The sequence below is a fragment of the Nocardioides nanhaiensis genome, assembly GCF_039542785.1.
GTDB classification, from domain to species: domain Bacteria; phylum Actinomycetota; class Actinomycetes; order Propionibacteriales; family Nocardioidaceae; genus Nocardioides; species Nocardioides nanhaiensis.
On the sequence record NZ_BAABIM010000001.1, the window covers coordinates 1,028,747 to 1,051,947 of the forward strand.

At 73.7% G+C, this 23,201-nt stretch carries 22 protein-coding genes; 16 read left to right on the plus strand and 6 right to left on the minus strand.

Features of this window, described 5'->3' with window-relative positions; translation table 11 throughout:
- Positions 1–1,186, minus strand: a 1,186-nt coding sequence (locus ABD948_RS04980) for a citrate synthase (RefSeq protein WP_345263249.1), incomplete at its 3' end; no start/stop codon positions are given.
- 288 nt (positions 1,187–1,474) lie between these two features.
- Between ABD948_RS04980 and rplM the strand changes: the two genes are divergently transcribed.
- The 3 genes from rplM to glmM all read left to right on the plus strand — a co-directional run bounded on the left by rplM (position 1,475) and on the right by glmM (position 3,889).
- Entirely contained in the window at positions 1,475–1,918 is a 444-nt protein-coding gene (rplM, locus tag ABD948_RS04985; protein WP_345263251.1) for a 50S ribosomal protein L13, read from the plus strand.
- 47 nt (positions 1,919–1,965) lie between these two features.
- Complete coding sequence (gene rpsI / locus ABD948_RS04990; RefSeq protein ID WP_345263253.1) at positions 1,966–2,466, plus strand: 30S ribosomal protein S9; 501 nt, start codon at positions 1,966–1,968, stop codon at positions 2,464–2,466.
- 76 nt (positions 2,467–2,542) lie between these two features.
- Positions 2,543–3,889: a phosphoglucosamine mutase gene (gene glmM, locus ABD948_RS04995; protein ID WP_345263255.1), complete on the plus strand. Its 1,347-nt coding sequence runs from the start codon at positions 2,543–2,545 to the stop codon at positions 3,887–3,889.
- Between the two features lie 25 nt (positions 3,890–3,914).
- On the opposite strand, the gene coaA is transcribed toward glmM, so the two are convergent.
- Complete coding sequence (coaA, locus tag ABD948_RS05000; RefSeq protein ID WP_345263257.1) at positions 3,915–4,916, minus strand: type I pantothenate kinase; 1,002 nt, start codon at positions 4,914–4,916, stop codon at positions 3,915–3,917.
- 84 nt (positions 4,917–5,000) lie between these two features.
- On the opposite strand from coaA, the gene glmS reads away from it, so the two are divergent.
- The 10 genes from glmS (at position 5,001) to tsaD (ending at position 16,370) form a co-directional block, all read left to right on the plus strand.
- On the plus strand, positions 5,001–6,866 hold the full coding sequence (gene glmS, locus ABD948_RS05005; RefSeq protein WP_345263259.1) for a glutamine--fructose-6-phosphate transaminase (isomerizing): 1,866 nt from the start codon (positions 5,001–5,003) through the stop codon (positions 6,864–6,866).
- A 7-nt stretch (positions 6,867–6,873) separates the two neighbouring features.
- Positions 6,874–7,227: a holo-ACP synthase gene (locus ABD948_RS05010; protein ID WP_345263261.1), complete on the plus strand. Its 354-nt coding sequence runs from the start codon at positions 6,874–6,876 to the stop codon at positions 7,225–7,227.
- Positions 7,228–7,287: 60 nt separating this feature from the next.
- Positions 7,288–8,733: an NAD(P)H-hydrate dehydratase gene (locus tag ABD948_RS05015; RefSeq protein WP_345263263.1), complete on the plus strand. Its 1,446-nt coding sequence runs from the start codon at positions 7,288–7,290 to the stop codon at positions 8,731–8,733.
- A 26-nt stretch (positions 8,734–8,759) separates the two neighbouring features.
- Positions 8,760–9,926 carry an alanine racemase gene (gene alr, locus ABD948_RS05020; RefSeq protein WP_345263265.1) on the plus strand — a complete coding sequence of 389 codons (1,167 nt, stop codon included), beginning with the start codon at positions 8,760–8,762 and terminating at the stop codon, positions 9,924–9,926.
- Positions 9,923–11,026: an alpha/beta fold hydrolase gene (locus ABD948_RS05025; RefSeq protein WP_345263267.1), complete on the plus strand. Its 1,104-nt coding sequence runs from the start codon at positions 9,923–9,925 to the stop codon at positions 11,024–11,026. The genes alr and ABD948_RS05025 overlap by 4 nt, the downstream gene beginning before the upstream one ends.
- Positions 11,020–12,435, plus strand: coding sequence for a tRNA (adenosine(37)-N6)-threonylcarbamoyltransferase complex ATPase subunit type 1 TsaE (gene tsaE / locus ABD948_RS05030; RefSeq protein WP_345263269.1), 1,416 nt, complete (start codon positions 11,020–11,022; stop codon positions 12,433–12,435). Before ABD948_RS05025 ends, tsaE begins: the two co-directional genes overlap by 7 nt.
- A gap of 16 nt (positions 12,436–12,451) precedes the next feature.
- Entirely contained in the window at positions 12,452–13,099 is a 648-nt protein-coding gene (gene tsaB, locus ABD948_RS05035) for a tRNA (adenosine(37)-N6)-threonylcarbamoyltransferase complex dimerization subunit type 1 TsaB (protein ID WP_345263271.1), read from the plus strand.
- Complete coding sequence (rimI, locus tag ABD948_RS05040) at positions 13,096–13,554, plus strand: ribosomal protein S18-alanine N-acetyltransferase (RefSeq protein WP_345263273.1); 459 nt, start codon at positions 13,096–13,098, stop codon at positions 13,552–13,554. Before tsaB ends, rimI begins: the two co-directional genes overlap by 4 nt.
- 529 nt (positions 13,555–14,083) lie before the next feature.
- Complete coding sequence (locus tag ABD948_RS05045; RefSeq protein ID WP_345263276.1) at positions 14,084–15,262, plus strand: glycoside hydrolase family 16 protein; 1,179 nt, start codon at positions 14,084–14,086, stop codon at positions 15,260–15,262.
- A 49-nt stretch (positions 15,263–15,311) separates the two neighbouring features.
- Positions 15,312–16,370, plus strand: a complete 1,059-nt coding sequence (gene tsaD, locus ABD948_RS05050; RefSeq protein WP_345263278.1) for a tRNA (adenosine(37)-N6)-threonylcarbamoyltransferase complex transferase subunit TsaD — start codon at positions 15,312–15,314, stop codon at positions 16,368–16,370.
- A gap of 96 nt (positions 16,371–16,466) precedes the next feature.
- On the opposite strand, the gene ABD948_RS05055 is transcribed toward tsaD, so the two are convergent.
- Together ABD948_RS05055 and ABD948_RS05060 are read right to left on the minus strand one after the other, a co-directional pair.
- Entirely contained in the window at positions 16,467–17,819 is a 1,353-nt protein-coding gene (locus ABD948_RS05055) for a hypothetical protein (protein ID WP_345263280.1), read from the minus strand.
- A gap of 43 nt (positions 17,820–17,862) precedes the next feature.
- On the minus strand, positions 17,863–18,318 hold the full coding sequence (locus ABD948_RS05060; protein WP_345263282.1) for a hypothetical protein: 456 nt from the start codon (positions 18,316–18,318) through the stop codon (positions 17,863–17,865).
- 231 nt (positions 18,319–18,549) lie between these two features.
- Here ABD948_RS05060 and ABD948_RS05065 point away from each other — a divergent pair, with 231 nt between their 5' ends.
- The gene (locus ABD948_RS05065; protein ID WP_345263284.1) at positions 18,550–19,206 is read left to right on the plus strand and encodes a hypothetical protein; all 657 of its coding nucleotides are present in this window, start codon (positions 18,550–18,552) and stop codon (positions 19,204–19,206) included.
- 1 nt (position 19,207) lies between these two features.
- On the opposite strand, the gene ABD948_RS05070 is transcribed toward ABD948_RS05065, so the two are convergent.
- Positions 19,208–20,401, minus strand: coding sequence for a TolB-like translocation protein (locus ABD948_RS05070; RefSeq protein WP_345263286.1), 1,194 nt, complete (start codon positions 20,399–20,401; stop codon positions 19,208–19,210).
- Positions 20,398–20,946 (minus strand): SigE family RNA polymerase sigma factor, encoded by a 549-nt coding sequence (locus ABD948_RS05075; protein ID WP_345263288.1) that lies wholly within the window; start codon positions 20,944–20,946, stop codon positions 20,398–20,400. The genes ABD948_RS05070 and ABD948_RS05075 overlap by 4 nt, the downstream gene beginning before the upstream one ends.
- 142 nt (positions 20,947–21,088) lie before the next feature.
- Here ABD948_RS05075 and ABD948_RS05080 point away from each other — a divergent pair, with 142 nt between their 5' ends.
- Together ABD948_RS05080 and ABD948_RS22115 are read left to right on the plus strand one after the other, a co-directional pair.
- A complete protein-coding gene (locus ABD948_RS05080) occupies positions 21,089–21,766 on the plus strand; it encodes a response regulator transcription factor (protein WP_345263290.1) in 678 nt (225 codons plus the stop codon).
- A 571-nt stretch (positions 21,767–22,337) separates the two neighbouring features.
- Positions 22,338–23,159: a sensor histidine kinase gene (locus ABD948_RS22115; RefSeq protein ID WP_425576545.1), complete on the plus strand. Its 822-nt coding sequence runs from the start codon at positions 22,338–22,340 to the stop codon at positions 23,157–23,159.
- Positions 23,160–23,201 lie beyond the last annotated feature (42 nt).

A 23,201-nucleotide genomic window follows, 5' to 3' on the forward strand; every position in this document is an offset into this window, starting at 1 on the left:
ACCACTGGGCCAGCCAGCCCGGGGTGCGGCCGATCGCGAACAGGACGGTGAACATCTCCGGCGGGAACTGGAAGGCCTCGTAGATCAGGCCGGAGTAGAAGTCGACGTTCGGGTAGAGCTTGCGCTGCACGAAGTACTCGTCCTCGAGCGCGATCTTCTCCAGCTCCTGGGCGATCTCGAGCAGCGGGTTGACCCCGGTGACCTCGAAGACGTCGTCGCAGGCCTTCTTGATGATCTTGGCGCGCGGGTCGTAGTTCTTGTAGACCCGGTGGCCGAAGCCCATCAGGCGCTCGTTGCCGTCCTTGACGCCCTGCATGAAGGCGGGGATGTTCTCCTTGCTGCCGATGCGCTTGAGCATCCGCAGCACCGCCTCGTTGGCGCCACCGTGCAGCGGGCCGAACAGGGCGCCGACGCCGGCGGAGACGGCCGAGTAGGGGTCGACCTGCGAGGAGCCCACCGAGCGCACCGCGTTGGTGGAGCAGTTCTGCTCGTGGTCGGCGTGCAGGATGAACAGCACGTCGAGGGCCTTGACCAGGCGCTCGTCGGCCTCGAACTTCGACTCGCTCATCTTGAACAGCATCGAGAGGAAGTTGGCGGTGTAGCTGAGGTCGTTGTCGGGGTAGACGTAGGGCTTGCCCTGCGCGTGGCGGAACGCCCAGGCCCCGAGGGTCGGCATCTTCGCGATCATCCGGACGATCTGGATGTGGCGGTTGTCGGCCTCGGAGATGTTGCGCGCGTCGGGGTAGAACGTCGAGAGGGCCCCCACCGACGCCATCAGCATCCCCATCGGGTGCGCGTCGTAGCGGAAGCCCTGCATGAAGGACTTGACGTTCTCGTGCACGAAGGTGTGGAAGGTGATCTCGTGCTCCCACGCGTCGTACTCGGCCTTGGTGGGCAGCTGCCCGTGCACCAGCAGGTAGGCCACCTCGAGGAAGTTCGAGTGCTCGGCGAGCTGCTCGATGGGGTAGCCGCGGTACTCGAGGATGCCCTTCTCGCCATCGATGTAGGTCACGGAGCTTCGACAGGAGGCGGTGTTGACGAAGCCCGGGTCGTAGACGGCCAGTCCGGGCGTCTCGTCGTCGGCCTTGATCTTCCCGATGTCCGCGGCCTTGATGGTGCCGTCGGTGATCGGGACGTCGTACTCCTGGCCGGTGCGGTTGTCGCGTACGGTGAGAGAGTCGGTCACGCGCCCGACCCTAGACCTCGCCCCCAGCCTCCGGTAAGGCGGGCGGTCGCAGGATGGGACGGCGCCGACCCCGCCGCCGCCCGCCCCGCCGAATTGTGTCCGGCGTCCGCAGGCCCGTACTCTTGCGTGTCGCGTCCCTGCCGCGTCCTGTCCTGGTGCCCGTCACCTGGGGCGGGGTGCAGATCCGGACGGCGTCCCACGACGTCGAGCCGGGCCGTGTTCGTCAGAAGACGCAGCAGCACCGCCGGTCGTCCGGGCCGGCTCCACGAACGAACGAAGAAGGTCGTCATGCGCACCTACAGCCCCAAGTCGTCGCACATCCAGCGCAGCTGGCACGTGATCGACGCCGAGAACGTCGTCCTCGGCAAGGTGGCGGTCGAGGCCGCCAACCTGCTCCGCGGCAAGCACAAGCCGCAGTACGCGCCGCACATGGACATGGGCGACTTCGTGGTCATCGTCAACGCCGAGAAGGTCCACCTCTCCGGCTCCAAGCGCACCACGAAGATGGCCTACCGCCACTCCGGCTACCCGGGCGGTCTGACCGCCACCCCGATCGGCGAGATCCTCGAGAAGGACGCTCGCAAGGCGATCGAGAAGGCCGTGTGGGGGATGCTGCCGAAGAACAAGCTGAGCCGGCAGCAGATCAAGAAGCTCAAGGTCTACTCCGGCCCCGAGCACCCGCACCAGGCCCAGCAGGTCACCCCGCACGAGATCAAGCAGATCTCCCAGTAGTCACCGCCGCCCGCGCCGACGTAGACCAGAGTTGAGGAAGAACCACCGTGTCTGAGAACACCACCGAGGTCGAGGAGACCTTCGAGACCGACGAGCGAGGCGTGGCCTACAGCTCCGAGAGCGCGCCCTCCGCGGACGCCCCCGAGCGCCCCGCCACCATCGCTCCCTCCGCGGCCACCGGCCGTCGCAAGGAGGCCGTGGCCCGCGTGCGCCTCGTGCCCGGCACCGGCGAGTGGACCGTCAACGGTCGCACGCTGGACTCCTACTTCCCGAACAAGCTGCACCAGCAGGTCGTCAACGAGCCCTTCGTGACCACCCAGCTCGAGGGCCGCTTCGACGTCATCGCCCGCATCCACGGCGGCGGCATCACCGGCCAGGCCGGCGCGCTGCGCCTGGGCGTGGCCCGGGCGCTCAACGCCCTCGACGTCGAGGCCAACCGCGCCTCGCTCAAGAAGGCCGGGCTGCTCACGCGCGACGCCCGTGTCATCGAGCGCAAGAAGGCCGGTCTGAAGAAGGCGCGCAAGGCGCCCCAGTTCAGCAAGCGATAACTCGCCACGCACGGCGGGCACCCGGCACCGGGTGCCCGCCGTTGCTGTGTCCGGACGACATGACAAGGCGGTTCCCATGACGCGCATCTTCGGCACGGACGGCGTGCGCGGGCTGGCCAACGGCCCGCTCACCGCCGAGCTCGCCCTCGACCTCGGCGTCGCCGCGGCGCGGGTGCTGGTCGACCACGGCGAGTACGACCGGCCGCGGCCGCTGGCCGTCGTCGGCCGCGACACCCGCATCTCCGGGCAGTTCCTCGAGCACGCCGTCGTGGCAGGGCTCGCCGCCGCCGGGGTCGACGTCGTCCGCCTGCGCGTGCTGCCCACCCCCGGCGTCGCGCACTTCACCGACGCCCTCGGTGCCGACGTCGGCGTGGTCATCAGCGCCTCGCACAACCCGATGCCCGACAACGGCATCAAGTTCCTGGCCCGCGGCGGCGTCAAGCTCGACGACGCGCTCGAGCGCGAGATGGAGGCGGTGCTCGACACCGACTTCGCGCGCCCCACCGGCGCCGACGTCGGACGGGTCACCCCGCACCAGGACACCGTGGCCGCCTACGCAGCCCACCTGGTGGGCACCCTCGACGCGCCCCTGGCCCCGCTGAAGGTCGTCCTCGACTGCGCCCACGGCGCGGCGTGGGAGGTCGGCCCGCTGGCGCTGCGCCAGGCCGGGGTCGAGGTCGTCGTCATCGGCGCCGAGCCCACCGGCCTCAACATCAACGACGGCGTCGGCTCCACCCACCTCGACCCGCTGCGCGCCGCCGTGCTCGAGCACGGGGCCGATGCCGGGTTCGCCGTCGACGGCGACGCCGACCGCTGCCTGGCCGTCGACCACACCGGCGAGGTCGTCGACGGCGACCAGATCATGGGCGTGCTGGCGCTCGCGCTCCACGAGTCCGGCCGGCTGCACGACGACACCCTGGTCGCCACCGTGATGAGCAACCTCGGGCTGCTGATCGCGCTGCGCGAGGCCGGCGTGACCGTGCAGCAGACGGCCGTCGGCGACCGCTACGTGCTCGAGGAGATGCGCCGGGGCGGCTACAGCCTCGGCGGTGAGCAGTCGGGCCACGTGATCCTGCGCGAGCACGCCACCACCGGTGACGGCCTGCTCACCGCGCTGCACCTGCTGCAGCGGATGTCGCAGACCGGCCGCACGCTGCGCGACCTGGCCTCCCTGATGACCCGCCTGCCCCAGGTGCTGGTGAACGTGGCCGGCGTCGACAAGGCGCGCGCCTCCTCCGACGAGGGGCTCGCCGCCGCCGTCGCCGAGGCCGAGGCCGAGCTGGGCGACACCGGCCGGGTGCTCCTGCGCCCCTCGGGCACCGAGTCGCTCGTGCGGGTCATGGTCGAGGCGCCCACCCAGGAGCAGGCGCAGGGAGTCGCAGAGCGGCTCGCCGACGTCGTCCGGCACCGCCTGTCGCTGTAGCCGCTGGCGTCGCTGCTGAGGCGGCTCAGACCTTGCGCAGCCGCACGTAGCGCACCGAGTGGTCGCGGTCCTTGCGCAGCACCAGGGTCGCCCGCGAGCGGGTGGGCAGGATGTTCTGCACCAGGTTGGGGCCGTTGATCGTGTCCCAGATGCGGCCCGCCTCGGCCACCGCCTCCTCGCGGCTGAGCCCGGCGTACTTGGAGAAGTAGGAGTCGGGGTCGCGGAAGGCGGTCTCGCGCAGGCGCAGGAAGCGCTCCACGTACCAGTCGCGGATCTTGTCGCGGCCGGCGTCGACGTAGACGGAGAAGTCGAAGAAGTCGCTCAGCGTGAGGCCGCTGCGGCCGTCCTCGCGCTGGCGCGCCGGCTGCAGCACGTTGAGGCCCTCGACGATGACGATGTCGGGCCGGTGCACCACCACCTTCTCGTCGGGGACGACGTCGTAGACCAGGTGGGAGTAGATCGGGGCCTCGACCTCGTCCTTGCCCGACTTGATGTCGACGACGAAGCGCAGCAGGGCACGGCGGTCGTAGGACTCCGGGAAGCCCTTGCGCTGCAGCAGCCCGCGGCGCTCCAGCTCGGCGTTGGGGTAGAGGAAGCCGTCGGTGGTCACCAGCGCCACGTTGGGGTGCTCGGGCCAGTGCGCCAGCAGCTGCTGCAGCACGCGCGCCGTCGTCGACTTGCCGACCGCCACCGATCCGGCCAGGCCGATCACGAACGGGGTGCGGGGCGGGACCCGGCGGTGCAGGAAGTCCTCCTGCTGGCGGTGCAGGGTGCCGGCGGAGGCCACGTAGAGGCTCAGCAACCGCGAGATCGGCAGGTAGACCTCCTCGACCTCGCGCAGGCTCAGCGAGTCGCCCAGGCCGCGCAGCCGCTGCACCTCGGCGTCGCTGAGGGGGATCTCGGTGTCGGGGGCGAGCGCGGCCCACGCGTCGCGCTCGAGCTCGATGTAGGGGGAGGCCTCGCGGTGCGCCTCGTCGCGGCCGTGCGCGGGACCAGCGGACCCAGCGGCGGACCCAGCGGCTGACATGGGATGTGATTCTTGCAGCACGGCTCGCCGCACGCCGCGCGCGACCCCGGGTCGGACCTGCCCCGGGCACTAGAGTCTGGCCTCATGTGCGGGATCGTCGGCTACGTCGGGCACCGCTCCGCGGCCTCAGTGGTGGTGGAGGGGCTGCGACGCCTGGAGTACCGGGGCTACGACTCGGCGGGCATCGCGCTGGTGTCGGTCGAGGCCGGTGAGGACGGGTCCGGCGGGCTGGCCACGGAGAAGCGGGCCGGCAAGCTGGCCAACCTGGAGAAGGCGATCGCCGACACCCCGCTGCCGGAGGCCACCACGGGCATCGGGCACACCCGCTGGGCCACCCACGGCGCGCCCAACGACGTCAACGCCCACCCGCACGCCGGGGCCACCCGCCGCGTGGCGCTCGTGCACAACGGCATCATCGAGAACTTCGACGACCTGCGCGCCCGCCTCGAGACCGACGACCACGTGCTGCTCTCGGAGACCGACACCGAGGTGGCCGCGCACCTGCTGGAGCTGCAGGTGCTCTCCGGCATCGACCTGACCACCGCCATGCAGCGGGTCTGCCAGCGCCTCGAGGGCGCCTTCACGCTCGTCGCCGTCGACGCCGAGGACCCCTCCCGCGTGGTGGCCGCCCGCCGCAACTCCCCGCTCGTCGTCGGGCTGGGGGAGGGCGAGAACTTCCTCGGCTCCGACGTCGCGGCGTTCATCGAGCACACCCGCGAGGCGCTCGAGCTGGGCCAGGACCAGGTCGTCACGATCACCGCCGAGGGCGTCGAGGTCACCGACTTCGACGGCACGCCGTCGTCGGGCACCGCCTACCACGTGGACTGGGACCTCTCCGCAGCGGAGAAGGACGGCCACGACTGGTTCATGCGCAAGGAGATCTTCGAGCAGCCGCGCGCCGTGGCCGACTCGCTGCTCGGCCGACGCAGCCGCACGGGGCGGCTGCAGCTCGACGAGATGCGGCTCTCCGACGACGAGCTGCGCGACATCGACAAGATCATCATCATCGCGGCCGGGACGTCGTTCTACGCGGGCATGGTGGCCAAGTACGCCATCGAGCACTGGTGCCGGGTCCCGGTGGAGGTGGAGCTCTCCTCGGAGTTCCGCTACCGCGACCCGATCCTCGACTACTCCACCCTCGTCGTGGCGATCAGCCAGTCGGGCGAGACCGCCGACACCCTGCAGGCCATCCGCCACGCACGCACGCAGCGCTCCAAGGTGCTCGCCATCTGCAACACCAACGGCTCCACCATCCCGCGCGAGTCCGACGCCGTCATCTACACCCACGCCGGGCCCGAGATCGGCGTCGCCTCCACGAAGGGGTTCCTCACCCAGCTGGTGGCCTGCTACCTGCTCGCGCTCTACGTCGCGCAGGTCAAGGGCACCCGCTACGGCGACGAGATCGCCGAGGTGATGCACCAGCTCGAGGCCATGCCCGACCACGTGCAGACCGTGCTCGACGGCGCGGACGCCGTCTACCAGCTGGCGCGTGCGCACACCGGGACGAGATCAGTGCTCTTCCTGGGCCGCCACGCGGGCTACCCGGTGGCGCTCGAGGGAGCGCTGAAGCTCAAGGAGATCGCCTACCTGCACGCCGAGGGCTTCGCGGCCGGTGAGCTCAAGCACGGCCCGATCGCGCTCGTCGAGCCCGGGCTGCCGGTGCTGTGCGTGGTGCCGCCCCGCGGCCGCGACCAGCTGCGCGAGAAGATGCTGAGCGGCATCCAGGAGGTGCGGGCCCGCGGGGCGCAGACCATCTGCCTGGTCGAGGAGGGTGACGACTCGATCGGCCCCTACGCCGACGTCGTCATCCGGCTGCCCTCGGTGCCCGTGCTGCTGCAGCCGCTGGTCTCGGTGGTGCCGCTGCAGCTGTTCGCCTGCGAGCTGGCCACCGCGCTGGGTCACGACGTCGACCAGCCGCGCAACCTGGCCAAGTCCGTCACGGTCGAGTGACCTGCCCGTGGCGGTGATCGGCGTCGGCATCGACGTGTGCGACATCGAGCGGTTCGGCGAGTCGCTCACCCGCACCCCGGCGCTGCGCGAGCGACTCTTCACCCCGGCCGAGGCGACCCGCCCCCTCGCGTCGCTGGCTGCCCGCTTCGCCGCCAAGGAGGCGATGGCCAAGGCCCTCGGGGCTCCCCGTGGCATGCACTGGCACGACGCCGAGGTCGTCTCGGAGGACTCGGGGCGCCCGCTGCTGGTCATCCGCGACTCCGTGCTCGCCCGCGCCGACGAGCTCGGCGTCGCCCACGTGCACCTCTCGCTCTCCCACGACGCCGGCATCGCCTCGGCCGTGGTGGTGCTCGAGTCCTGAGCGGCGCCGGCCACCCGCGGGGTCACCCGTGGCTGCTCGCCCGCGCCGTAGGTTGGGGCGATGCGGTGCGCACACACGGTGGAGCAGGTCCGGGCGGCGGAGTCGCAGCTGATGGCGCGGCTGCCCGAGGGGGCGCTCATGCAGCGGGCGGCCACCGGGCTGGGCCACGCGGTGGCCGAGCTGCTCGGCGGGGTGTACGGCCGGCGGGTGCTGTTGCTGGTCGGCTCGGGCGACAACGGCGGCGACGCGCTGCTCGCCGGGGCGATGCTGGCGCGCCGTGGCGCCCGCGTGGAGGCCTGGCAGCTCGGTGAGCGCTGGCACGACGACGGCGCCGCCGCCCTCCGAGCGGCCGGCGGGCGGTGCGTCACGGCTGTCTCCGCGACGGCGACGCCGGCACCGGCCGCAGGTGGCTACGACGTCGTCGTCGACGGCGTCACCGGCATCGGGGGCCGCCCCGGGTTGCGGGACGCAGCGCGGGCCGCGCTCGACGTCGCGTTGGCGGCGGGCACGGCAGGCGGCCGGCCACTCGTCGTCGCCGTCGACACGCCCTCGGGCGTCGACGTGGAGACCGGCGAGCTGCCCGAGGGCGCCGACCACGTGCGCGCCGACCTGACGGTCACCTTCGGCACCCACAAGCCGGTGCACCTGGTGGAGCCGGGGGCCTCGGCCTGCGGGGCGGTGCACCTGGTGGACCTCGGCCTGGACCTGCCGCCGGCGCCGCTCGAGGCCCTGCAGCCGGGCGACGTGTCGGCCCTGCTGCCGCGCCCCTCGCTCGAGGCGCACAAGTACACGCGCGGGGTGGTGGGCGTGCGTGCCGGCTCGACCACCTATCCGGGTGCTGCGCTGCTGAGCGTGGCCGGTGCGGCGAGCGGGCTGGTGGGCATGGTGCGCTACGTGGGCTCCGATGCCGTGGCCCGCACCGTGCGCGAGCAGCACCCCGAGGTGGTGGGGGAGGGGCGCGTGCAGTCCTGGGTTGTGGGCTCCGGCAGCGGCGACGACGCCGCGCAGCACCTGCGCCAGGCCGGCTCCGACGGCGTCCCGGTGGTCGTGGACGCCGACGCCCTGGCGCACCTGGAGATCCTCGGAGCGGCCGAGCAGCGCCCGCCGCTGGTGCTCACGCCGCACGCCGGTGAGCTCGCCCGGCTGCTCGACGTCGAGCGCGAGCAGGTGGAGGAGCGGCAGCTGCACCACGCGCGCGAGGCGGCTGCCCGGTTCGGCGCGACGGTGCTGCTCAAGGGGCCGCACACGCTCGCCGCCGCGCCCGACGGCCGGGTGCGGGTGACGACGACCGGCACGCCCTGGCTGGCCACGGCGGGTGCCGGCGACGTGCTCGGTGGCGTGGTCGGTGCCCTGCTGGCGGCTGGGCTGGAGCCCCTCGACGCCGCCTCGGTGGGCTCGTGGCTGCACGGCGCCGCGGCCACCCTCGCCGCGGCCGGAGGGCCGATCGTGGCCGGTGACGTGGCCCGTGCTCTGCCCGCCGTCGTCCGTGGGCTGCCGCTCGCATGAGCGGTGGCAGTGGGAGGATCGGGGGCATGAGCCCGCTGCGACCCGAGATCGTCGTCGACGACGGTGCGCTCGCGCGCAACGTGGCGCGGCTGACCGAGGTGGCACAGGGCGCGGCGCTCATCGCCGTCGTCAAGGCCGACGGGTACGGCCACGGCCTGGTGCCGGCCGCGGGCGCCATGCGCGCCGGCGGCGCCCCCTGGCTGGCCACCGCGACGCCGGCCGAGGCCCTGGCGCTGCGCGCGGCGGGCGACGAGGGCCCGCTGCTGTGCTGGCTCACGGTGCCCGCCGACGACCTCGCGCCCGTGGTGGCGGCCGGTGTCGACGTCACCGCCTACAGCCTCGCCGAGCTGGCGCAGGTCGCCGACGCCGTGACCCGCACCGGCCGGCCCGCCCGCCTGCAGCTCAAGGTCGACACCGGGCTCTCCCGCGGGGGCGCTGCGCGTGAGCAGTGGCGCGGCCTGTTCGCCGAGGCGGCGCGCGGCGAGGCCGAGGGTCGCTGGCGCGTCACCGGTGTCTGGAGCCACCTGGCCTGCGCCGACGACCCCGCGCACCCCGCCAACGACGCCCAGGAGCAGGCCTTCCGCGAGGCGCTCGAGGCCGCCGACGCCGCCGGCCTCGAGCCCGAGGTGCGCCACCTGGCCAACTCCGCCGGCACGGTGCTGCGCCCCAGCGCGCGCTTCGACGCCGTGCGCTGCGGCATCGCCACCTACGGCCTGGACCCCGCGCCCGGGCACACCGACGACCTGGGGCTCGATCTGGAGCCCGCGATGACGGTGCGGGCGCCGCTGGCGCTCGTCAAGCGACTGGAGCCCGGCGACGGCGTCTCCTACGGCCACACGTTCACCGCCGACCGTCCGATGACGGTGGGCCTGGTGCCCGTCGGCTACGGCGACGGCCTGCCCCGCCACGCGAGCAACCGCGCCCAGGTGTGGGTCGGAGGCAGGCGCCGACCCCTGCTCGGGAGGGTCTGCATGGACCAGGTCGTCGTCGAGGTCGGCGACGGGGCCGCGCCCGGCGACGAGGTGGTGCTCTTCGGGCCGGGAGACCGCGGCGAGCCCACCGCCCAGGACTGGGCGGAGGCCTGCGAGACGATCAACTACGAGATCGTCACGCGCATCGGGGGGCGGCTGCCGCGCCGGCACGTGACGACGAGCGGGCGGTCCGACCGCGTGGTGGCGGAGGCCGTCCGGTGAGCGTGCGTCGTCGTGTGATCGGGGCCGTCGCAGGGGCGCTCGGCGTCGCCGCGGCGGGCACCGCGGTCGGGGTGGCGCGCCAGCAGCAGGCGATCAGCCGGCGCGCGGGCGAGGCGGTGCCGTTCGGCGCCCTGCGCTCCACGCCGATCACGGTCGTGGCCGACGACGGGCTGCCGCTGCACGTGGAGGTCGACGAGGTGGAGGGGCCGCAGGGCCTGCGCGAGCGGGTCGCGGGCCGCCGGCGTGCGCAGGGCGGCGACCACACCGCGGTGACCGTGGTCTTCGTGCACGGCTACTGCCTCAACCAGGACTCCTGGCACTTCCAGCGCGCGGCCTACCGCGGCCTGGTGCGCACGGTGTTCTACGACCAGCGCTCGCACGGACGCTCCGGACGCTCGACCCGCGAGAACGCCACCATCGACCAGCTCGGGGCCGACCTGCACCAGGTGCTCGACCAGGTCGTGCCCGAGGGGCCGGTGGTGCTGGTGGGCCACTCGATGGGCGGCATGACGATCGTGGCGCTGGCCGAGGCGCACCCGGAGCTCTTCGGCGACCGCGTCGTCGGCGTCGGCCTGATCTCCACCACCGCCGGTGGGCTGGATCCCGGCCGCATCCTGCTGCCGCTGTTCCCGACCCGGCTCAGCGGCGGGGTCACCACGCGGGCGGTGGGCACGCTGCGACGCGGGCACCGGCCGATCGACCTGGTGCGGCGTGCCGGGCGCGCGATCGCCACCGTGGCCACCGACAAGCTGGCCTTCGGCCAGGCGGTGCCCGAGAGCTACGTGCGGTTCGTCGACGAGATGCTCTCCGCGACGCCCTTCGAGGTGGTGGCCGACTTCTTCCCGAGCTTCTCGAGCCTCGACAAGTTCGACTCCGTGGAGGTGCTCGGTGCGGTGCCGACCTCGGTGCTGTGCGGCACCTCCGACAAGCTCACCTCCATCGGCCACTCCCGCAAGCTCCACGCCCGCATCCCGGGCTCGCAGCTGCTCGAGTGCGAGGGCGCGGGGCACATGCTCCCGCTGGAGCGCCACGACCTGGTGAACGCCGAGCTCGACCAGCTGATCTCCGCGGCCGCCGAGAGGGTGGTCCGCCGGTGGTGACGCCTCCCGCCCGGGTCGAGGTGCGACGCGTCGGGCCCGATGACGCCGCCGCGCTGCGCGCCGTCGTCCTCCCGGCCTTCGAGGCCCGCCAGCCGCTGGACCCGCCGGCTGCCGCGCTGGCCGAGACCGAGGAGCAGCTGGCCGAGCTGCTCTCCCACTTCGGAGGGCTGGTCGCCCGCTACCGCGGCGAGGACGTCGGGGGGCTGGTGCTCGACCCCGTCGGCCAGACCATGTACCTGCGCCGCTTCGGGGTCGCCCCGGGCCACCAGGGCCACGGGGTCGCGCGGGCGCTGATCGACGCCGCCGTCGACGCCTCCCACGGGTACGAGGACCTCACGGTGGTGGCCCGCGAGGAGCTGCCCGGGATCGTCCGGTTCTGGGAGCGCCAGGGGTTCCGGGAGATCCTGCGCGACCCGCCCAACGTCGAGCTGCGCCGGCCGCTGCGCACCTTCCTCTTCGACGTCCCCGACGCCGAGGCCATGCGCGCGCTCGGCGAGAGCCTCGCCTCCCGGCTGGAGCGGGGCGACCTGGTGGTCCTCAGCGGCGAGCTGGGCGCCGGCAAGACCACCTTCACCCAGGGCGTCGGCGCCGGCCTCGCGGTGCGCGGCCAGGTCACCTCGCCCACCTTCGTCATCGCGCGCGAGCACCCCTCGCTCGGCGAGGGCCCGGGCCTGGTGCACGTGGACGCCTACCGGCTCGGTGGCATCGACGAGCTCGACGACCTCGACCTCGACGCCTCGCTGGACGACGTCGTCACCGTCGTGGAGTGGGGCGAGGGCGTCGCCGAGGGGCTCGCGGAGTCGCGGCTGGAGGTGCGGATCATCCGCGCGCTGGCCGACGAGGACGACGGCCTGGACCCGCGCCGCGTGCTGATGACGCCGATCGGCCCGCGCTGGCACGACCTCGACACGCCCGCCTCCGAGCGGCGGCCGCTCGCGGCCAAGCGCGACGAGACGCTGCTGGTCGACTTCCTGCCCTGTGCCGAGGACGAGCTGGACTCCCTGGACCCCGCGATCCCGCTGCGCCTCTCGCTGATGACCGCGCGGCTGGGCGACCGGGTGCTGGTGGTGCGCAACGCCGTCAACGGCGAGTGGGAGCTCTCCGGCGGCGAGGTCGGCGAGCACGAGACGCCGCGCGACGCCGCCGTGCGCCGCTTCCTCGAGGAGACCGGCGTGCGCGCGGGGCCGGTGGCCTTCGTCGGCGTCGCGACCGCGCAGATCGGGCACGCCCGCGACATCGAGTTCCTGGCCCTGTTCCGCACCACGCTGGTCGTCGAGCCGCCCACCGAGGACGGCGTCGCCCCCACCCGGCGCGAGCTGGCCTGGTGGCGTCCGGGCGAGGCGATGCCCGGGCTCTCGCCCATCGACGCCCACCTGGCCGAGGTGTCGCTGCGCGAGGGGCACAGGTAGGCAATACCCTCAGGGCGTGCTGCTGGCCCTCGACACCTCCTCACCCACGGTCGCCGTCGCGCTGCACGACGACGGCGCGGTGCTGGTCGACCTGGTCTCCGAGCGGCCGATGAAGCACGCCGAGCAGCTCGCGCCGCTGATCGAGCAGGCACTCGCGCGCACGGGCACCGACCGGCACGACCTGACGGCGATCGCGGTCGGCGTCGGGCCCGGCCCCTTCACCGGCCTGCGGGTGGGGCTGGTGACCGCCCGCACCCTGGCCTTCGTGCTGCAGGTGCCGGTCTACGGCGTGTGCTCGCTCGACGTCGTCGCCGCCCAGGCGCTGGCCGAGCAGCCGCTCGAGGACGCCGGCGGCTCCCTGGTGGTGGCCACCGACGCGCGGCGCAAGGAGGTCTACCTGGCCCGCTACGACGCCGGGGGCGCCCGACTGGAGGGCCCGCTCGTCGAGAAGCCCGCCGTCCTCGCCACCGACCTGCCGGTCGCCGGTGAGGGAGCAGTGCTCTACCCCGACTCCTTCCCGCACGGGCGCGGCCCGGCGCGGCCGAGCGCCGGCTGGCTGGCCCGCTGCGTCGCCGAGGAGCTCGCAGAGCTCCACGACCCCGACCCGCTCTACCTGCGCCGGCCCGACGCCGCCAGCCCGGCGACCCCCAAGCGGGTCTCGTGATCCGCACGGCGGTGCACGCCGACGTGCAGGTCGTCGCCGACCTGGAGCAGCGCTGCCTCGGCGCCGACGCCTGGTCGCCGTGGCTGGTGGAGCAGGGTGTGCGCGGCGGGCTGCCGACGGTGCACTACGTGGTGTTCGAGCACGGCGACGCCGGCGTCGTCGGCTACGCCTGCGTGAGCATCGTGGCCGACATCGCCGAGCTGCAGCGGATCGCCGTGGCACCCGAGCACCGGCGCACCGGGGTGGCGCGCACGATCCTGGACGCCGTCGTCTCGCGCGCCCGCGCCGGGCGCGCCGACCGGCTGCTGCTCGAGGTGCGCGAGGACAACGCCGGCGCCCTCGCCTTCTACGCCGCCGCCGGCTTCACCGAGATCGACCGCCGGCCCCGCTACTACCGCGACGGCACCACTGCCGTGGTGATGCTGCGCCGTCTGCGTCCCGCTCCACCGGACTGACCCGGACCGACCCGGACTGCCACGGAGTCGCCGACGTGACGGGTCGGGGGCCCGTCCGGGTGGTGCGGGCATGGCCCGTTCGGGTGATTTCCGGTCCGTGCCCCTCCCGGACCTGCTGTACACACCCCCGGGGGTGTGTCCGGTCTGGACCGGGCCTGCCAGGGTGGGGGCACTGCTGATCCAGGCTGTCGCTCCGGGTGCGACCGCTGCCCGCACGGGTGACGATCGCTCCCCGGGCCTCCCTCGACGTCCTGTCCCGTCTCGGAGGACGTCTCGTGCTGCTCGCCCCACCCCGCGCCGCCGTGCGCCCACGCGCGCCGATCGGTCATGGTGCCCCTGATCCCTCTGGGTCATCGTCCCCGACGAGCGGTCAGGGCGTCCGCGTTCGCCCGCGCGCCGGCGCCGGCCACCGCAACGATGCTCCCAGGAGCATGAGGGAGGGCAGCCCCGCGACGTCGTCGGTCGACGACGCTGCGGGGCTGTGCGGGGGGACGCCTTCTCGAGTCGGATCATTCGAGGGAGCAGTGTCGTGAGCACCGCCGTCCGTCCGCGTCAGCAGCGGCGCGTCGCCCAGAGGTGGGCCGCCCTGGTGGCCGCCTGTGGCGTGGCCCTGAGCCTGCTCTCCTCGTTCGCGGTCGCGACGGCGCCCCCGGGTGGCTCCGCGGCGCGCTCCTCGCTGCTGCAGCTCGCGGCTCCGGTGGCAGGTCCGACGACGGTCACCCTGCGCGGTCGCGCCAGCACGCGAGCGGTGGTGCTGCAACGCCGCACCGACCGCGGATGGCAGCGCGTGCGCCGGGTGCCGGTGCGTCAGGGGCGGTTCGCCGTGCGGATGCCGCGCACGGACTCCGCGCAGCGGGTGCGCGTGCAGGCCGACGGGCAGCGCAGCGCCGTCCGCGTGGTGCCGCCGCGCGCGACCACCGCGCCGGCCCAGGTGCGTGCCCCGCAGGACGCCTGCGGCGCCCGGCCCCGCAAGGCGGACGGCACCTACTGGTCGTGCACCTTCGTCGACGACTTCGACGGCACCGAGCTCGACCCCACCAAGTGGGTGAAGCAGACCATCTTCAGCAGCGGCACGGACTCCACCTACGCGTGCTACCACGAGGACAACGTGGCGGTCGCTGGCGGCTCGCTGCACCTGACGCTGCGGTACGAGGAGGAGCCGAAGCCCTGCATCGGTTCGGACCGTTCCACGCGATACACCGCGGGCAGCGTGATGACCTACGGCCTGTTCAGCCAGCAGCACGGGCGCTTCGAGGCGCGGATCAGGAACACCGCCACCCATGCTCCCGGCCTGCAGGAGGCCTTCTGGCTCTGGCCGGACGAGTTCGTCAAGGACCCGAAGCTGATGTGGCCGGCGGCCGGCGAGATCGACATCAGCGAGACCTACTCGGCGTGGTCGTGGCTCTCGATCCCGTCGCTGCACTACGGCGCGGGCGGCGCCGGTGAGGATGGGGTCACCACCGCCTGGGACTGCGCGGCCCCACGCGGTGCCTGGAACATCTACGCCCTGGAGTGGTCGGCCGAGAAGCTGGAGGTCTTCGTCAACGGCCGCAGCTGCCTGGTCAACACCGACGGCGCCGACATCGCCTTCCAGCACCCCTACATCGTCGCGTTGACCCAGCTGCTCGGCACGACGGGCAACGAGCCCTCGGCCGACACCCCGCTCCCCGCGACCATGAGCGTCGACCACGTGCGCGTCTGGCGCTGACCCACGCGGCACCGGGTCGGACGTCGACCGGGGCTGGCACGATGGCCCCGTGACGACGACCCGCGGCGACGAGCCCCTCGTGCTCGGCATCGAGACCTCCTGCGACGAGACCGGCGTCGGGCTGGTGCGCGGCCGCACGCTGCTGGTGGACGCGGTGGCCAGCAGCGTCGAGGAGCACGCCCGGTTCGGGGGTGTGGTGCCCGAGGTGGCCAGCCGTGCCCACCTGGAGGCGATGGTGCCCACCATCGAGCGCGCCTGCGAGCAGGCCGGCGTGCGGCTGCACGACGTCGACGCCGTCGCGGTCACCAGCGGCCCGGGCCTGGCCGGCGCGTTGCTGGTCGGGGTCGCCTCGGCCAAGGCGCTGGCGCTGGGGCTCGGCAAGCCCCTCTACGGCGTCAACCACCTGGCCGCCCACGTGGCGGTCGACGAGCTGGAGCACGGCCCGCTGCCCGAGCCGTGCCTGGCGCTGCTGGTCAGCGGTGGGCACTCGAGCCTGCTGCGGGTCCTCGACGTGACCGACACCGTCGAGCCCCTGGGCGCCACCATCGACGACGCCGCGGGCGAGGCCTTCGACAAGGTGGCCCGCCTGCTGGGCCTGCCCTTCCCGGGCGGCCCGCACATCGACCGCGTGGCGCGCGAGGGCGACCAGGTGGCCATCGACTTCCCGCGCGGACTCACCAGCCGGCGCGACCTGGAGCGGCACCGATTCGACTTCTCGTTCTCCGGCCTGAAGACCGCGGTGGCCCGCTGGGTCGAGGCGCGTGAGTGCGCCGGTGAGCCGGTGCCGGTGGCCGACGTCGCCGCCTCGTTCCAGGAGGCGGTGTGCGACGTGCTGGTGCGCAAGGCGCTCGACGCCGCGCAGCAGGACGGCATCGAGGACCTGCTGATCGGTGGCGGCGTGGCCGCCAACTCCCGGTTGCGCGCCATGGCCGAGGAGCGCGCCGCCCGCGTGGGCGTGCGGGTGCGGGTGCCGCGCCCGGGGCTGTGCACCGACAACGGCGCGATGGTGGCGGCGCTCGGCTCCTCGATGGTCAGTCGCGGGCGGACGCCGTCGGCGCTGGACCTGCCCGCCGACTCGAGCATGCCGGTCACGCGCGTCCTGGTCTGAGCCGAGGCCGACCCCGGCTCCGCCGACGCAGCGACGCCGGCCCCGCGGTGCGCGGGGCCGGCGTCGTCGTTCTGTGCACGCTGGGGGTGCGGTGGGTCAGTCGAGGACGGCGTGCGCTCCGCCCTCGTCGTCGAGCCAGTCCTGGCCGTCGTCGAAGAGGTCGCGGGTGGTCTCTGGCTTCTCGTCGTCGCGACGGCGACCGCCGCGGCCGGCGCCTGCGCCCACGCCGCCCTTGCCTGCAGCGCCCTTGCCCTGGGCGCCCGGCTTCTGGTTGCGGCCCGCGGTGCCGGCGGCGCCACCCTTGGCGCCGCGCGCGCCCGCGGTCCCGGTCTTACCCCCGCGGCCGGCTGCCCCTGCTGCTCCGGCCTTGCCGCCGCGAGCGGCCGCACCGCCGCGACCCGCGCCCGCGCGGGCGGTGGAACCGGCCGCCGGGGTCGCCCCCCGCCCCAGCGCACCTCCCGTGCCGCTGCGACCACCGGAGCCGATGGCGCGTGTGCCCGAGGGGCGGGTGCTCTGACCGGGGACACCCGCCGAGCCGCCGCGGCCCAGCGCGCGGCCCAGGCCGGTGGCCAGGGCGCCGGCACCCAGACCGATGCCGCCGGCCATGCCGGGGTTGAACCCTCCGCCTCCGCCGCCGGGCGACCCGGGGCTCACCGGGGTGCCCGGAGCGCTGGGGTTGCCGCCGATCTCGGTGCCGTCGCCGCCGGGGCCACCCGGGGTGCCGGGGGTGCCGGGATTGCCCGGGTCGACCGGCGTGGTGGGCACCGTCGGGTTGGTCGGGTGCGTGGGGTTCGTCGGATGGGTCGGATTCGTCGGGTGGGTGGGGTTCGTGGGGTTCGTGGGGTTGGTCGGCGGCTGCGTGCTGATCGGCGCCCCGGGTCCGGTGCCGGTGGGCATCCCACCGCCGGAACCGCCGGAGGGTCCGACCTCGGGGTCGGGCAGGCCGTGGATCTCCTTCATGGTGTCGCCGTTGCGGCGCAGGTCCTCGTTGAGCTTGTCGAGGATGACCTTCGCCCTGCGCTCACGCCTGTCGAGCGCGGCCTGGTAGTCCTCCATCGCACCCTCGTGCTTGCCGCGCTCGGTGTCGATCTTGGCCTGGTCCCAGTCGTCCTTGATCTCGAAGGTGGGCGCCGACGCCGGGACCGGGAAGTCGGCGTCGAGCTGACCGCGGTCGAAGCCGGCGAAGAAGAAGGACCAGTCGGCGCCGTTCATGGCCTGGACGCCCTGGAAGAGGCGGTCCTTCTTGGCCCTGACCTCCTCGGCGGCCGCGGTGAACGCGGAGCGCATCGAGTTGCCGGTCTCACCCTGGATGTTGGTGTTGGCGGCCTCGTGCAGTGCGTCCTCGACGGCCTGGAGGCTCTCGTGCCGGGCCTTCCAGTCCTTGTCGGTGATCTGCTCCCGGTTGGCGGTGTCGATCGCCTGGTTCAGAGCGCTCTCGTTGGGGCCCACGCGTGCTTCCTCTCCGATCTCGGTGACTTCTGACGGTCGGCCGTCAGCCGTCGGAGGTGTTCAGGTCGTCGTTGTCGAGGTAGTTGGTGCCGAGGCCGATGGTGCTCTCGTCCACCTGCCAGGCCAGTGTGTTGACGTCGTCGGCCGCGTTCTGGTCCGCCTCGAGGTGGATCTCCTCGGCCTTGTTGACCGCGGTGCGGTAGTTGGTGATGCCGTCGCGGATCGCGACCAGCGCGTCGATGGCGGCCTGCTCGGCCAGCGAGGTGTGGTGCGCCATGTACTGCCCGCCGTCCGAGGGGCCGAAGGCCGAGGCCGGCGTCGTGGCGTCACCGGTGCCGGACAGTGCTGCGATCGCGCTGTCGAGCTGCCCCCTGAGCGTCTCGATCGCGGTCGTGTCGACCTCGACGGTGCCGCCACCGCCTCCCTCGGCCTGCAGCTGCGAGACGGCTTGCGAGATTGCCTGGGTGAGATTGGCGAACCCGGCCATGTCACTCCTCACGGGCTGGTGTGTGGGTGCGCCGGCGCGGCGCAGGGGGAACGATCCGGTACTACCCTGCCTCACCCGCCGCGAAACCTCAGACTTCACCGAACCCGCCGGCCCGGTCCGCGCGGTGTGCGGACGGCGTGCGGGCGGTGGATGCGGGCGGTGGATGCGGGCGGTGGATAGGGTGACCGCCGGGCACGCGGTGTGCCCCGCACATGTCTCGGTTTCTCGGGAGGGGCGAGTCGCATGAAGGTCGGACGCGCGCACGGCGGCGTGCTCGGGGCGACGGCGGTGCTGGTCGCGCTGGTCGCGTTGGTGACCGGGTGCGGGACGGACGAACCCCGCACCGGGGGCTCGCAGGAGACGTCGGCCGAGACCTCGCAGGGCGCCTCGGAGTCACCCTCGGACTCGGGCTCGCCGTCGGACTCCGCGTCCGGTGCTGCGGAGTCGTCGACACCCAGCCCCAGCGTGGCTCCGGCCGACGGCCCGACCCTGCGCACCACCGACGGCGTCTCGGTGACCGTGCCCCGCGGCTTCGACGACGGTCAGGCGGGGCGCCTGGACACCGTGGTCATCAGCCAGCGGGAGAGCGACCTGAGCGAGATCACGGTCTCGACCCGCCAGCAGGTGGGTGAGCAGGACTTCGAGACGTTCAAGGCGATCTCCCTGGAGTCCACGCCGTCCGCCATCTCGTTGCGCGAGGAGGCCGACCGGGAGCTGCTCGGCCAGCCGGCCTACCACTTCGCCGGTGCGTGGAACCGCTACCAGCGCGCCGACGAGTTCGGCGTCGTGGTCGACGGCACCGTGGTCTCGCTGCGCTTCGTGCTGCTCAAGACGCTGACGCCGGCCCAGCGCGACGAGGTCATCGAGCCCGTGCTGGCCTCGATCGCCGTCGACGGCTGACTCAGCTCGCCGCCTCGAGCACGAACGGCGCCGGGAAGGCGTCGGCGGACGCGCCGTCGGTCGCCAGCACCTCGCCCTCGCCGTCGAGGCCGACCCGCACCAGCTGCCACCCGTCGTCGCTGACCGTGACTGCGAGCAGGTGCTCGTCGTCCTCCCAGGCGGAGGTGGCGACGACGCCGCTCGGCGGCGTGTAACGCGCGGTCTCGCGGCCGGTGTCGGCGTCGATGATCGCGAGCCAGGCGTTGCCGAGCCCGTCCTGGTAGGGGTGGGTGCCGCTGAGGTGCCGGCCGTCGGGGGAGAAGGCGAACAGCGAGCTCTCGCAGGAGGCCCAGGCCTCGGCGCCGGTGGCGGCGTCGCGCACCGCCCAGCACGACTGCTCGCCCTCGTAGGAGGTGAGCACCGCGGCCATCCCATCGCGGGAGACGTCGACCACCTCGATCGCGTCGGGCACCGGCGTGCGCTCGCCGTTGAACGCGTCGACGACGGCCGCGCCGCCGGCTCCTTGCACGTAGACCGGGCAGGTCGCTGCGTCCACCTGGCACTCAGGGCTCAGCGCCGTCACGTAGTCGTTGCGGTCGAGCCGGACGGGCCGGCGCTGCTCCGGGGCGGCGGGCTCGGACTCCGAGAGTGGGGTGGAGACGACGGTTCCCGACACCTGCAGGGTCCGGTCGGCGTCGACGACGACCGCGGTCGCCGAGCCGTTCACGACGGGCACGTCGAGCACCCGCTCCTCGGACTCCACCTCGCCGTCGACCAGCGTCGCGAGGAGCAGGTTGCCCTGCTCGTCACGGCTGGTCACCAGCACGCCCGTGCCGAGGTCGACCACGCTGTCGTACCTCTCGGCGAGGGAGACGGTCGAGCCGTCGTACCGGTGCAGCGTGGTCCCCTGCAGGTAGGCGCGGGTGCGCGTGTCAGCGCCGGTGGAGCCGCCGTCCGTGGGCGTCGCGGGGTCCGAGGCGGCCGGCTGATCGGGTGCGTCGTCACCGAGACCGCCGACCCCCAGCACCGCCACGGGCAGCACGACGGCGGCCGCGGCGAGCACGCTGCCCGCGGCCACCGCCCGGCGACGGCGCCGGATGGCGCGGGCGCTGCCCTTGACGGCGTCGAGGGTGAGCGGCGCGGCGTGCAGGTCGCGCACCCGGCTCTCGAGGCTCTCGCCCACGACGTCCTCCCAAGGATCGTTCTGCTTGCTCATCGATCGGCCTCCGGGGTGCGTGGGTCGAGGTCGGCGGGGGCGCGGTCGCGCAGGGTGGCGAGCGCGCGGCTGCACTGGCTCTTGACGGTGCCGGTGCTGATGCCGAGCACGTCGGCGGTCTCGGCCTCGGTCAGCTGCTCGTAGTAGCGCAGCACCACCACGGCCCGGGCCTTGGGCGGCAACGAGCGCACCAGCTGCCACAGGGCGTCGCCGGTGCCGTCGTCGTGCCGGTGGGGGGACGCGGCGTCGGGCAGGGTCTCGGTGGCGCGCTCGCGCTTCTTCCAGCCGCGCCGCCACAGCGAGTTGTGCTCGTTGACCATGATCCGGCGCACGTAGGCGTCGGTGGCGCCGCGGTCGTGCACCTTGTCCCAGGCCAGGTACAGCTTGGCCAGGGCGGTCTGCAGCACGTCCTCGGCGGTGTGCAGGTCGCCGGTGAGCAGGTAGGCGGTGCGCATCAGTGCCGGCTGCCGCGCGTGCAGGTAGTCGGTGAACTCCTCGTCGCGCCGCTGCTCGCGGCTGCGCGCACCCGACACGCCCCTGGCCACGGGCCCAGTGTGGGGCCGCGGCACGGCCTGCATCGTCATCACCTCGTCCACACACCCAGGACGCGAGCGCCGGCGTAAGGGTTGCAGTCCTCCGCGAAGGTCCTTCAGCCGGCGTTCAGCCGCCACCTGGGACGATCAGGGGATGCGCGTGCTGGTGGTGGACGACGAGGTGCGGCTGGCCCGCTCGCTGCGGGTCGGCCTGGAGGCCGAGGGCTTCGCCGTCGACGTCGCCCACGACGGCACCGACGGGCTGTGGCTGGCCCGCGAGCACGACTACGACGCGATCGTGCTCGACCTGATGCTGCCGGGCATCAACGGCTACAAGGTCTGCGAGGCGCTGCGCGCCGAGGAGGACTGGACGCCGATCCTCATGCTCACCGCCAAGGACGGCGAGTGGGACCAGGTGGAGGGCCTCGACACCGGCGCCGACGACTACCTCACCAAGCCGTTCTCGTTCCCGGTGCTGGTGGCGCGGCTGCGCGCCGTCGCGCGGCGCGGAGCCCGCGAGCGCCCCACCGTGCTGGAGGCCGGCGACCTGCGGCTCGACCCCGCCGCCCGGCGCGCCTGGCGCGGTGAGCAGGAGGTCTCCTTGACGGCCCGGGAGTTCTCGATGCTGGCGTTCCTGATGCGTCACCGCGACGACGTCGTCTCCAAGACCCAGATCCTCGAGGCGGTCTGGGACGTCGACTTCGACGGCGACCCCAACATCGTCGAGGTCTACGTGCGCCACCTGCGCAACAAGGTCGACCGCCCCTTCGGCCGCGAGGCCATCCAGACGCTGCGCGGCGCGGGCTACCGCCTGGCCGGCAACGGGGGCTAGCACCGTGTGGGCATCCGTGCGCGTGCGAACCACGGTGGGCGCCGTCGTCGTGGTGGCGCTCGCGCTGGTGCTGGGCGGCCTGCTGCTGGTGGGGCTGCTGCGCGACTCGCTGCGCTCGGGCCTGGAGGGTCAGGCCGAGGCCCGCGCCGCCTCCCTGGTCGCCCAGATCGAGGACTCCGGTGTGCCGGGAGCGATCTCCGACGACGACGACGGTGACGACTCCGACGACGACGTGGAGGACCGTCCCCGTCGAGAGGGCGCCCGGGACCCCGACGACCCCGACGATCCCGACGAGACCGTGCTCTGGGTCAGCGACGACGACGGCCGCGTGGTCGTCTCCTCCCAGGCGGTGGCGGTACCGGCCGCCCGCGACGGCGAGGTGTCGCTGCCCGGCGGCGACCACGCCTACGTGCTGGTGAGCGAGGACGCCGAGGACCCCGACGGCGAGGAGTACCTGGTGCGGGTGGCGGTCAGCACCGAGGAGGTGGCCGACTCGACCTCGGCGCTGGTGCCGCTGCTGGGCGTCGGGCTGCCGGTGCTGCTGCTGGTGGTGGCCGGGACCACCTGGGTGGTGACCGGGCGGGCGCTGCGGCCGGTGGAGCGGATGCGCGCGGAGGTGGCCGAGATCTCCGACGACCGGCTCGACCGGCGCGTCCCGGTGCCCGGCTCGCGCGACGAGGTGCACCGGCTGGCGCTCACGATGAACGAGGTGCTGGCCCGGCTCGAGACCTCCCGGGAGCGCCAGCAGCGCTTCGTCTCCGACGCCTCCCACGAGCTGCGCTCGCCCCTGGCCAGCATCCGCCAGACCGCCGAGGTCTCCCAGGCGCACCCCGGCGCGCTGCCCGAGGGTGAGCTGGCGGAAGCCGTGCTCGAGGAGGGGTTGCGGATGCAGCGCATCGTCGAGCAGATGCTGGTGCTCACCCGCGCCGACGAGCGCGGCGTGCGCCCGCGTGAGGAGGTCGACCTCGACGACCTCGTGCTCGGGCAGGCGCGCCGCGTGGCGCGCGAGGGGCTGCGCGTCGACACCCGCGGCGTCGGCCCCGCACGGGTCGTCGGTGACACAGCGGCGCTCACCCAGGTGGTGCGCAACCTGGCCGACAACGCCGCGCGGCATGCCGCCTCGAGGCTCGCGGTGGGGCTGGTGGAGCAGCAGGGTGGAGCAGTGCTCTTCGTCGACGACGACGGCGCGGGCGTGCCACCCGCGGAGCGCGAGCGGGTCTTCGAGCGCTTCGTGCGCCTCGACGAGTCCCGCAGCCGTGACGCCGGGGGATCCGGGCTGGGCCTGGCGATCGTGCGCGAGATCGTCCGCGCCCACGGCGGTGAGGCGCACGTCGAGGACTCCCCGCTCGGCGGTGCGCGCTTCGTCGTCCGGTTGCCCCGCGGCGCGGCGTGAACAGCGGCCGGACGGCTGGCTGAAGGACCTTTCAGGCGGCTT